The sequence below is a fragment of the Thermodesulfobacterium hveragerdense DSM 12571 genome (assembly GCF_000423845.1).
In the GTDB taxonomy this organism is placed as follows: Bacteria; Desulfobacterota; Thermodesulfobacteria; order Thermodesulfobacteriales; family Thermodesulfobacteriaceae; genus Thermodesulfobacterium; species Thermodesulfobacterium hveragerdense.
Genome location: NZ_AUIT01000003.1, coordinates 104,727 through 115,955 on the forward strand (window position 1 = coordinate 104,727; position 11,229 = coordinate 115,955).

9 protein-coding genes are annotated in these 11,229 nt (G+C 38.3%); 6 read left to right on the forward strand and 3 right to left on the reverse strand.

Annotated features, from left to right (window positions below; genetic code table 11):
• Positions 1-19: 19 nt before the first annotated feature.
• A complete protein-coding gene (lon, locus tag G580_RS0102475; RefSeq protein WP_028840898.1) occupies positions 20-2,386 on the reverse strand; it encodes an endopeptidase La in 2,367 nt (788 codons plus the stop codon).
• Positions 2,387-2,545: 159 nt separating this feature from the next.
• Between lon and G580_RS0102480 the strand changes: the two genes are divergently transcribed.
• From G580_RS0102480 to groL, 3 genes are all read left to right on the forward strand, one after another.
• A complete protein-coding gene (locus tag G580_RS0102480) occupies positions 2,546-4,093 on the forward strand; it encodes a bifunctional aminoglycoside phosphotransferase/ATP-binding protein (RefSeq protein ID WP_028840899.1) in 1,548 nt (515 codons plus the stop codon).
• A 103-nt stretch (positions 4,094-4,196) separates the two neighbouring features.
• Entirely contained in the window at positions 4,197-4,487 is a 291-nt protein-coding gene (gene groES / locus G580_RS0102485; RefSeq protein WP_028840900.1) for a co-chaperone GroES, read from the forward strand.
• A gap of 49 nt (positions 4,488-4,536) precedes the next feature.
• Entirely contained in the window at positions 4,537-6,156 is a 1,620-nt protein-coding gene (gene groL / locus G580_RS0102490; RefSeq protein WP_028840901.1) for a chaperonin GroEL, read from the forward strand.
• 67 nt (positions 6,157-6,223) lie between these two features.
• On the opposite strand, the gene G580_RS0102495 is transcribed toward groL, so the two are convergent.
• Complete coding sequence (locus G580_RS0102495; protein ID WP_028840902.1) at positions 6,224-6,427, reverse strand: rubredoxin; 204 nt, start codon at positions 6,425-6,427, stop codon at positions 6,224-6,226.
• A gap of 179 nt (positions 6,428-6,606) precedes the next feature.
• Here G580_RS0102495 and G580_RS0102500 point away from each other — a divergent pair, with 179 nt between their 5' ends.
• From G580_RS0102500 to G580_RS0102510, 3 genes are all read left to right on the forward strand, one after another.
• Entirely contained in the window at positions 6,607-7,893 is a 1,287-nt protein-coding gene (locus G580_RS0102500) for a diguanylate cyclase (protein ID WP_028840903.1), read from the forward strand.
• 638 nt (positions 7,894-8,531) lie between these two features.
• Positions 8,532-10,436 (forward strand): methyl-accepting chemotaxis protein, encoded by a 1,905-nt coding sequence (locus G580_RS0102505; protein WP_028840904.1) that lies wholly within the window; start codon positions 8,532-8,534, stop codon positions 10,434-10,436.
• Positions 10,437-10,453: 17 nt separating this feature from the next.
• Positions 10,454-10,960, forward strand: coding sequence for a chemotaxis protein CheW (locus G580_RS0102510; RefSeq protein ID WP_028840905.1), 507 nt, complete (start codon positions 10,454-10,456; stop codon positions 10,958-10,960).
• Here the strand turns inward: G580_RS0102510 and G580_RS11395 are convergent.
• Positions 10,890-11,229, reverse strand: a 340-nt coding sequence (locus G580_RS11395; RefSeq protein ID WP_028841389.1) for a transposase, incomplete at its 5' end; no start/stop codon positions are given. The two genes, G580_RS0102510 and G580_RS11395, sit on opposite strands and share 71 nt — an antisense overlap.

Genomic DNA, 11,229 nt, shown 5'->3' on the forward strand with positions numbered 1-11,229 from the left:
AAAAATAAAGGGCTTGGGATTAATTTTTGACAACTAATTTTATAACTTCGTCAAGGTGTGAAACCAAGATAAAGTTTATTTTTTCTCTCAGTTCCTTGGGTATATCTTCCAAGTCCTTTGAATTTCTAACAGGGATAAGGACGTTTTTAACTCCCTTTCTTAAGGCAGCAAGACTTTTTTCTTTTATTCCCCCTACAGGAAGCACTTTACCCCTAAGGGTGACCTCTCCGGTCATCGCATAGTCTTTGGAAATGGGCTTTTTGGTTAAGGCAGATACCATCGCTACCGCTATGGTAATCCCAGCACTTGGTCCATCCTTAGGTATGGCCCCAGAAGGCACGTGGACGTGGATGTCATACTTTGAATAAAACTTAGGGTCAATCCCCAACTCTTTATACTTAGAACGAATATAGGATAAAGCTGCCTGGGCGCTTTCCTTCATCACCTCTCCTAAATGCCCTGTTAGGATGAGGTTTCCTTTTCCTGGCATAACTACCGCCTCTACGTAGAGCACCTCTCCACCGTTGGGGGTCCAGGCAAGGCCAGTAGCTACTCCAACTTCGTCTTCTTCTTGTTTAAGCTCTTCTATGTATTCAGGAGGCCCTAAAAATTCCACTAAATTCTCTTCGGTGACCTTAAAAGGTCCCTTTTCTTCTTCGGCAAGTTTTCTGGCTACCTTCCTACAGATAGCTGCAAGCTTTCTTTCTAACTCACGTACCCCTGATTCGTAAGTATATTCTTCGATAACCCTTAGAATAACCTCGTCAGAGATTTTAAGAATGTTCTTTTTAAGCCCGTGTTCTTTTAAAAGCTTAGGCAAAATGTGTCTTTTGGCGATTTCTAATTTTTCTTGATAGGTATATCCTGAAAGGTAGATTACCTCCATTCTGTCTAAAAGCACCCGTGGTATAGGTTCTGTCATGTTGGCTGTGGCTATAAAGAGAACCTTAGAGAGGTCAAAGGGAACGTCTAAATAGTGGTCTAAAAAGTCTTTGTTTTGTTCCGGGTCAAGAACCTCTAAAAGAGCTGCCGCAGGATCTCCGTGAAAATCACTACACAGCTTGTCTATTTCATCAAGTAAAAACACCGGGTTGTTTACCCCGGCTTGTTTTATTCCCTGGATGATCCTACCTGGTAACGCCCCTACGTAGGTTCTTCTATGCCCCCTTATTTCAGCTTCATCCCTTATCCCACCTAAGGCTACTCTCACAAACTTTCTACCTAAGGCTTCAGCAATGGATCTTCCAAGACTTGTTTTACCAACCCCAGGAGGTCCTACAAAACAAAGGATGGCACCCTTGGCCTTAGGATTGATTTTTTTTACCGCTAAGAACTCAATTATTCTGTCTTTTACCTTCTCTAAGTCATAGTGGTCTTTGTCTAACACTTTTTTAACATGTTTTAGGTCTAAGTTGTCTCTGGTAGACTTATTCCAAGGAAGATCTATCAACCATTCAAGGTAGTTTCTTATTACTGCTGCCTCAGAAGAGTCAGGGTGCATGTATTCTAATCGCTTAAGTTGCTTTAATGCCTCCTTTTCTACCTCCTTAGGCATTTTGGCTTTTTTAATCTTTTTCTTTAAATCCTCAATCTCGTCTTCGACGTCGTCAAACTCTCCCAGCTCCCTTTTTATAGCCCTTAGTTGTTCTCTTAAGAAATATTCTCTTTGAGACCTTCCAATCTCTTCTTGGGCCTGGGCTTGAATTTTGTTTTGAAGGGTGGTAATCTCTATTTCTTGTAAAAGGATTTCAGATATTTTTTTAAGCCTTTCTACCCCATCTAAGGTTTCTAAAAGGTCTTGAGCAGTTTTAACCTTTAACTTAAGGTAGACTGTGATAAGGTCTGCAAGCCTTCCTGGTTCTTCTATAGAATGAATAACCGTTGAAATCTCTGGATTTAAAATCCCTTTTAACACCAATAATTTTTCTGTGTTTTCCTTTACCGTGCGTATTAAAGCCTCTATTTCAGGGGTTATGATTTCCGGTTCCTTTTCTTTACAGGGCTCTATTTTTACCTTAAAACAGGGTTCAGTTTCCAAAAACCCTTGGATTTCACATCTTGAAAGCACCTGCACCACTACTTTTAGTCGGTTTTCAGAGAGATTAAGGGTTTTAAGGATAAGCCCGATAGTCCCAATTTTATAAAGGTCTTCTGGTTTGGGATTTTCTATACGAGAGTTTTTCTGGGTAGAAAGAACGAGTAGTTTATCTTTATTTAAGGCTTCCTCTATGGCTTTTAAAGATTTAGACCTTCCTACAAAAAGAGGAATTACCATCGAAGGGAAAAGGACGATGTCCCTTATAGCCATTAAGGGTAAAACTTCAGGAACGTCTATGATCTCCCCTTCTGAAACTTCTGCAAAATTAACCTCTAACCCTTCTTTCATACTGCTCCCTTTCTAAAAGTTTTTAATATTGTTAAATGTAAAACCTTATCTTGATTATTTCAAGATAATAAAGGAAAAAACCTGAAATTACTTTAAAGATCTTAGATTTTAGTCTCGAGCAATCTTGCCAAAATCGTGGTAGCCGTTAAAATACCCTTTATGGAACCAAAGGCCTGGGACCGGTTGATAGATGTCTATTCTTTTCCACATCCTACTCAAACTCTAAGGGTGGTTCAAACCCATATCTCTTATGTTTTTATCACAGACCTATTCGTTTATAAGATCAAAAAGCCAGTTAGCTTTGGCTTTTTAGACTACACCACCTTAGAAAAAAGAAAACATTTTTGTGAAAGAGAGGTGATGCTGAATCGAAGGCTATCTCCTGAAATATACTTAGGGGTTGTGCCTGTAGTGAAAACTTCTAAAGGATATAAGTTTGAGGCTGAAGGGGAGATAGTAGAATATGCCGTAAAGATGAAGAAACTTCCTGAAGAAGGGATGATGGTAAATCTCTTAAAAGAAAAAAAAATAACCGAGCCTCATATAGATTCTGTAGTTTCAGTGTTGGTTCCTTTCTATCAAAAGGCAGAAACCGGAGAAAAGGTAAACCCTTACGGAGATATAGAGGTTGTAAGGTTTAACACCGAGGAAAATTTTCTTCAAACCAAAGATTTTGTGGGATTAGCTTTAGCCAATTATAAGTATGAACATATTATATACTTTACACATAAGTTCTTGGAGGAAAATCAAGCCCTTTTTCAAGAAAGGATAGATAAGGGGTTTATCAGAGACGGACATGGAGATTTATATTCAGCTAACATCTGTTTTGAGAATGTAAACAAGGTTTATATCTTTGATTGTATAGAGTTTAATGAACGGTTTAGGTGTGGTGATGTGTGCTCAGACATAGCTTTTTTGGCTATGGACTTAGATTTTTATAGAGAAAGAAGTCTTTCTGACTATTTTATATCCCAGTATGTTTCTCATAGTCAAGACCAAGGGATTAAACAACTTTTGAATTTTTATAAGTGTTATCGGGCTTATGTTAGGGGTAAGATAGGATGTTTTACCTATGCCTCAACCGAACAAACAAGTCCTGAAAAACAAGGATTTTTGGAACAAGCCAGAAGGTATTTTGACCTTGCTTATCACTATGCAGGGGGAATTCCTAAGCTAATAGTATTTATGGGGCTTTCAGGTACTGGTAAAAGCTTTCTTTCGCAAAAGCTTATGGCTAAGCTTCCTGCGGTTTACCTTTCTTCGGACATAACCAGAAAACGTCTTTTGTGTTTAAAAGAATCTCAGCATTACTATGCAGAGTTTGAAAAGGGTATCTATGCCCCTGAGATTACTGAAAGAACCTACAAAAAAATGATAGAAATTGCTAAGGAAGAGCTCAGTTATGGCAGAGATGTAATCTTAGATGCTACGTTTAGGAATAGAAAATACAGGAACTGGTTGTTTGAGGGACTTAAAGAGGTTAAGGCTGAGGTTTTTTGGGTGTGGTGTACCGCTGAGGATAACGTGGTTAGGGAAAGGTTATTTGTGAGAAAGGAAAATACCTATTCTGATGCTTTGTGGGACATTTATCTGGCTCAAAAAAATAAATTTGAACCTCCTAATGAATGTGCTCCTTTACTGGTTTTAGACACAAGTTACCCTGTAGAAAGCCTTATAGAAGGTTTGAGAAATTTTTTGAAAATTTAGTCTTTACCACCTTGTCTTTTAAAATCAAATGATTATCTTTTTTTTCGTAATTTAATTCTTTATGTTTACAAAATCAAAAAATCATTAAGGAGGAGGTGGCAGTATGAAGATTAGGCCTTTACATGATCGTATTTTAGTTCAACGCATCGAGGAAGAACAGAGGACTGAATCTGGAATTATCATCCCAGATACAGCTAAGGAAAAACCTATCATGGGTAAGGTGATCGCGGTGGGGGATGGTAGGGTTTTAGAAAACGGCCAAAAACAGCCTTTAACCGTCAAAGAAGGAGATAAAATCCTTTTCAGTAAATATGCTGGAACTGAAATTAAGATCAAGGGTGAAGAATATCTTATCATGAGAGAAGATGACGTCTTAGCTATCCTTGAAGACTAAGTAAGGCTAAGTCCTAAAATATAATAAAATACCGAAAGGAGGGGAAGTTATGGCTGCAAAGGAAATCATTTATGGGGCTAATACGAGAGACAAAATTTTAAAAGGAGTTAACAAATTAGCTGACGCTGTAAAGGTTACTCTTGGTCCTAAAGGAAGAAACGTAATCTTGGAAAGGTCCTTTGGTTCTCCTTTGATTACCAAGGATGGCGTAACCGTAGCCAAAGAGATAGAGTTAGAAGATAAGTTTGAAAACATGGGCGCCCAGATGGTAAAAGAGGTGGCGTCTAAGACCAATGATGTTGCCGGAGATGGTACTACCACCGCTACCTTACTTGCTCAGGCTATCTTTCAAGAGGGTATCAAACTTGTGGCAGCTGGTATCAACCCCATGGCTATCAAACGTGGTATTGACAAGGCAGTAGACATCGTCGTTAAAGAGCTTGAAAAAATAGCTCAACCTTGCAAATCTCGTCAGGAAATCGCTCAAGTAGCTACCATATCTGCGAACAACGATGTAGCTATCGGAAACCTTATAGCTGATGCCATGGATAAAGTAGGAAAAGAGGGAGTTATCACCGTAGAAGAGTCTAAAGGTCTTGAAACCTATCTTGAAGTAGTGGAAGGTATGCAGTTTGATAGAGGATATATTTCTCCTTACTTTGTTACTGACCCAGAAAAGATGGAATGTGTTTTAGAAGATCCATATATCTTGGTTTATGATAAAAAAATCAGCTCTATGAAAGACCTTTTACCTGTGCTTGAACAGGTAGCCAGGTCTGGTAAACCTATTTTAATCATCTCTGAGGATGTAGAAGGTGAGGCTTTGGCTACTTTGGTGGTAAACAAACTTAGAGGAGTTCTCCAGTGCTGCGCTGTAAAGGCTCCTGGTTTTGGTGAAAGAAGAAAGGCCATGCTTCAGGATATCGCAATTTTAACCGGTGGTACCTTTGTTTCTGAAGAGCTTGGTATGAAGCTTGAAAATGTTCAGCTTAAAGACCTTGGAAGGGCAAGAAGAGTGGTGGTAACCAAAGAAAATACCACCATCATCGATGGGGCTGGAAAGAAAGAAGACATAGAGGCTCGTATCAAACAGATCCGTGCTCAGATCGAAGAAACCACCTCTGATTATGACCGTGAGAAACTTCAGGAAAGGTTGGCTAAACTTGTAGGTGGGGTTGCGGTAATCTATGTTGGTGCTGCTACTGAAACTGAGATGAAAGAAAAGAAAGCCAGGGTTGAAGACGCCCTTAATGCTACCAAAGCAGCGGTGGAAGAAGGTATCGTCCCTGGTGGTGGAACTGCTTACATTAGATGCTTACCAGCTTTAGAAGCTGTCAAACTTGACGGTGATGAACAGTATGGTGTAGAAATCATCAAAAAAGCTTTAGAAGCTCCTTTACGTCAGATTGCTTTTAACGCCGGTTTTGAAGGTTCTATCATCGTAGAAAAAGTAAAAGAAGGAAAAGATAGTTTCGGTTTTGATGCTGCTACTGGTGAGTTTAAAGATTTGATGGCTGCTGGGATTATCGACCCGAAGAAAGTAAGCCGTTGTGCCCTTCAGAATGCCGCTTCTGTGGCTGGGTTGTTGTTAACTACCGAGGCTATGGTAGCTGAAAAACCTAAAAAAGAAGAAAAAATGCCTGCCATGCCCGGAGGAGGAGAATTTTAAGCTCTGATTGAGTCTTTAGCCCCTGGGAATTTCTCAGGGGCTTTATTTATTTATTTATTTTCCTTTATTATTTTTCTTCGACCAGGTCCTTAAGTCTCCTAAAATTTTTTTTAGCGTTTCCACAGTTAGGACAAGTCCAGGTTTCAGGAAGGGCCTCAAAAGGAGTGTTTGGAGGGATGTGTTGGTGTTTATCCCCTTTTGAGGGAAGATAGATATAACCACAATTATTCAAAGTACAAACCCAAGCGTTTTTTAAATCTTTGGTTATCATGGCCTTACCTCACTTTGGAAATGTTTCTAATAATAAATTATTAACCAAAAATTTTGAAACGGTCAATAAAATTGGTAAAAATTTATCGTTAGTTTAGGAAGTCGGTTTTTTTTGTTGTCAAAAATTTAAAATTAAATAAAATAAAATAAAATTTATATAAGACTAAAAGGAGCAAAAGTATGGTTATAGGAAAGGTTTTAGTAATACTTCCTGTAACGTTTTTAAGAAAATTGGTAGAAGATATATTAAAAAACTACTTTCATGATATTTCTTTAGTTGCTACGGTAAAAGAAGCTTTGAGTTTGATCAGATCTGGTGAAATTCCTGATTTAATAATTTCATCCTACATTTTAGATGACGGTGATGTTTTTGATCTGTTAGAAACACTTGAAAAAGAGCAAAAAATCCAAAAAGTTCCGGTTTTATTGTTAACTTCAAAAGAGGACCCAGAGTTGATTGAGAGGGCTTTAAAAAAAGGTGTATTAGAGGTTATCCTAAAAAAGGATATACCTAAAAAACTTCCTAAGTTTTTAAAAGATTTTATCAAAATTATAGAACTACAAAATTTAGAAGGTAATATTCTTTACGTAGAAGATACAAATTTATACATAAAATTTTTAAGCCATATTTTAGAACATACTAAATTAAAAGTTCTATCTTTTCAAACTGTGGAAGAGGCTTTAAAGGCTTTTGAACAAAATGAAATAGACCTTGTGATAACCGACTATATTTTAGGTGGAGGAGATTCTGGGTTAGATTTGATTAGAAGTATAAGAGAAAACGACACAAGAGAAGATATTCCTATCATAGTGCTTACCGGGTATGATACTCCTGCAAGAAGGATAGAACTTTTTAAAGCAGGTGCGGATGATTACATCCCTAAACCCCCTCTAAAAGAAGAAATTTTAATCAAGATTTTTAATCATGTTACTAAAAAGAAAGTTTTAGATCGTTTAAAAAAGAAGTTAAAAGAATTAGAAAGTCTCTACATAAAAGATCCATTGACCGGTCTTTACAACCGCAACGTGATCGAAGATTTTTTGCTAAAAGAATTTGAAAAGGCCAAGAGACATAAATACGACATAGGTTTTATAATGGCTGATTTAGATAAATTTAAAGAGATAAACGATAAGTTTGGACATCTGACCGGAGATAAGGTTATCAAAATCTTTGCTCAGATCATTTTAAACAACATAAGAACGATAGATTATGGAATAAGGTATGGGGGCGAAGAGTTTTTGATAGTGTGCCCTCATATGGACTATCAAAAGGCAATTAGTAAGGCAGAAGAGATGAGAAAAGAAATTGAAAAAACTGATGTAGACGGAATTAAGATTACCGCAAGCTTTGGAGTTACCTCTTTGGATTTACATCCAGACAAATCTTTAGAGGAACTTATTGGTATAGCAGACCAGGCACTTTATACTGCCAAGGCTTCAGGCAGAAACACGGTAAAGTTTTTGTAATCTATATATTCAACCTATCTTTACACGTCTTATCGGACGAGGCCGTGTTTGAAAGTTTAAAATATGGAGTAATATTTTTAAAACCAGGTGAAATTGTTGCAAAGAATAGGTTGTAGGTAGAAAATGGGTAGATTTGAAAATGATATTTGGATAAAAATCATAGGAAAAAATTTTTTTAAAACTCTATATCAGAAAATTTGGGACAATTTGAACTTACAAGGGTAATTTAGACCTTGACGAAGCTTTTGATTTAACTTAAAATAAAATAATAAATATCTTGGTTTCCAATTTGTGGGGGATTTACTCAACTTGGTATGAGTTCAATCTTCGTTAAAATTAAATTCAACATCAAGCCCCACATCACAACCGATTTTATTTTTATCTTATCTTATCTTATCTTATCTTATCTCTAAACAAGACCTTAAAGTCCCAAAACTTGAACTTGGCTTTTTTGTCCACCAGAACTTTACTACTCTTTACCGCAGGCACCAAAGTGCAGTTTAATCTTAACCAAGCATATTTTTTTATATGGTTATCCAGTGCTGGTTAAGTTCCTTGGATAAGCTTTTCACCGGCAACAATTTAGGGGAGATAAACTTTTTTATTGTTTAAACTATAAAGAGAAGGAGGTAAGAGCTATGCCTTTAGTCAAGAAAGAGTCACCAGGTCCAAAGTCTCAAAAAACTACTACCGCCTCTTTAAAAGAGGCTGAAGAACAGCGTAAAAGAGCAAGAACTCTTGCCAAAAAGCAGCAGATTTCTGAGAGGATTGCCGCAGCCACAAGCCAGCTTGCCTCAGGTATTTCTGAAGCCGCTGCCGCGGTGGAAGAACTAAAAAATTCATCCCAACAGATTGCAGCAGGAGCAGAGGAGGCATCTGGTGCTTCTCAGGAAATGCTTGCAGCATTTAAACAGGTTGCTGGTTCTGTAAGAAGACAGATGCAGTCATCTGAGTTTTCTCAGGCAAAAATTGAAAATGCTCAGACCCTTGTTGTCAGAGTAAGTAACGACATACTTAATCTTGTTAAAAGTATAAATATTGCCGCAGAAAGGCAGACGGAATCAGTGCAGAAGGTCTCAGAACTTGAAGCTCAGTCGACAAATATCGGAGAGATAGTAAAAACTGTTGCCAAAATTGCCGATCAGACTAATCTTCTTGCCCTTAATGCAGCGATAGAGGCAGCCAGAGCAGGAAAGCATGGTAAAGGTTTTGCAGTCGTTGCTGACGAAGTAAGAACACTTGCTGAAACCTCTGAAAAATCGGCTAAACAAATTCAAGAGTTAGTTTCTCAGATTCAGGATGAAGTAAGAGTTATAGCAGAAGGAATAAATACCTCTGCAAAAAAAGTAAAGGAAGAGGCCGAAAAAGGGAAAGAAATAACCTCTCAGTTAGAAAAGATTAAGGTTTATATGGCAGAGATAGTAAAGGGTGCGCAGGAGATTGCTTCAGGTGCTCATGAGTCAGATGTTGCAACCCAGCAGGCCTTAAAAGCAGCAGAAGACATAGCTGCCGCGGCAGAAGAGCAGGCGGCAGCTGCAGAAGAGGTGGCTAAAACCATTGCTGAACAGGCACAGGCTCTTCAGGAGGCTGAACAGGCAGCTCAAAATCTTGCGGAGCTGGCTGAAGAGCTTAAAGGTTCAACCGATATAACTAAATCTGCCGAAGAGGTTGCTTCAGTCGCTGAAGAACTGTCTTCAGCCCTTCAAGAAATAAATAGGGCAGCTGCACAGATTTCAGCCGCTCTTGAACAAGTAAGAAAAGGAGCTCAATCTCAGGCAGGAGCATCGGAGGAGTTAAGTGCTTCTGTAACCCAGATTGAAGAGGCACTTAAGATCGCAGAAGAAAGACCTAAGGTTTCCAAAGACAGAATAGAAGTGATTCAAAAGCTTCTTGGAGAAAATAAAATAGCCGTTGAGACAATGATTGCTGGAATAATTCGCTCCTCAGAAGAGACAAAAGAAAATCTTAAACGTATCAAAGAACTTGAGATTCTTACTCGCAAGATAGACAAAATAGTAGACGTCATTACGATGGTTTCTGTGCAGACAAACATGCTTGCGGTAAGCGGAGCCATCGAGGCAGCTCGTGCAGGGGAGTTCGGAAAAGGGTTTGCGGTTGTAGCTTCAGACATCAGAAACCTTGCTCAAGATTCAGCCGTTAACGCAGAAAAGATAAAGGACTTGGTAAAAGCTATACAAGATCAGGTGGTTGTGGTGATGAGAGATGTGGAAGAAATACTGAAATCTGCCTTAGAGGAAACAGAAAAGGCCAAAGTAGTGGCAAAAGACTTAGAAGTAGTAGAAAAAGAAATGGTGGCAGTAAGCGATTCTGCAGAAGAAATTTTAAGATCTACCCAAGAGATTGTAGTAGCCATAGCCCAAGTGAAAAAAGCCATAGAACAGATTGCGGCTGCGGCACAAGAAGCTGAAAAAGCAGTTGAGGAGGCTGCTGCAGCTGCTCATGAGCAGGCTCAGGGAGCAGAGGAACTTGCAAGTGCGATAGAAGAGATTGCTTCTTTGGCAGATGAGCTTCAGTCAATTTAATCCTGGAGGTTACGACTATGGAAGCAGAACTCATGGAACCTCAATTATATGAGGAGGAAAAAATAAACGAGTATGTGAGTTTTTTTATCGAAGAAGAGGTTTTTGCTTTGCCCATGGCTCCGGTTCAAGAGATAATTCGTGTGCCTCAGATGGTTCGGGTTCCTAAAGCCCCCTCAACACTTCTGGGCCTTGCCAATTTGAGGGGAAATGTGCTTCCTGTTATAAATTTGAGAAAGGTTTTTGGTATTGCTGAAAGAGAAATCGATGAAACAAGTAGAGTTATCGTTTTAAACATGGGACAAATTTTGGGATTTCTTGTTGACAGGGTTTCAAGCGTTATAAATGTAGATGATACACAGATAGAGGATTCATCGGAAATAAAATCGATTGTAAGGTCAGAGTTCCTTAAAGGTGTTATAAAAGTTAGTTCTCAAGATAAGATGGTGACACTTGTCAAGAGAATTGTGTCTCCTTATAAAATCTCTTTACAAACATTTGCCTCAATTCGTATAAAGCAGACTTAATTAAAGGAAGTGGTTTTTGCCATCTCGTTTTCTGAATCCGACTTACTGTTATGTATATCGCAACCTCTGCTGTCTTGATTGATTGAAAATATCCCCCTGTATTTACCCTTATCAGCTCTATCCTGCTATTTATATTCTCAACCACATTCGTCGTGTATATATACCTCCTCACCCCCTCAGGATATTTCTTATAAACAAAATAATGCTCCTTCTTTTTCAAAAGTCCCTTTATATAAGCTGGATACTTCTTCTCATAACTCTTACATAAT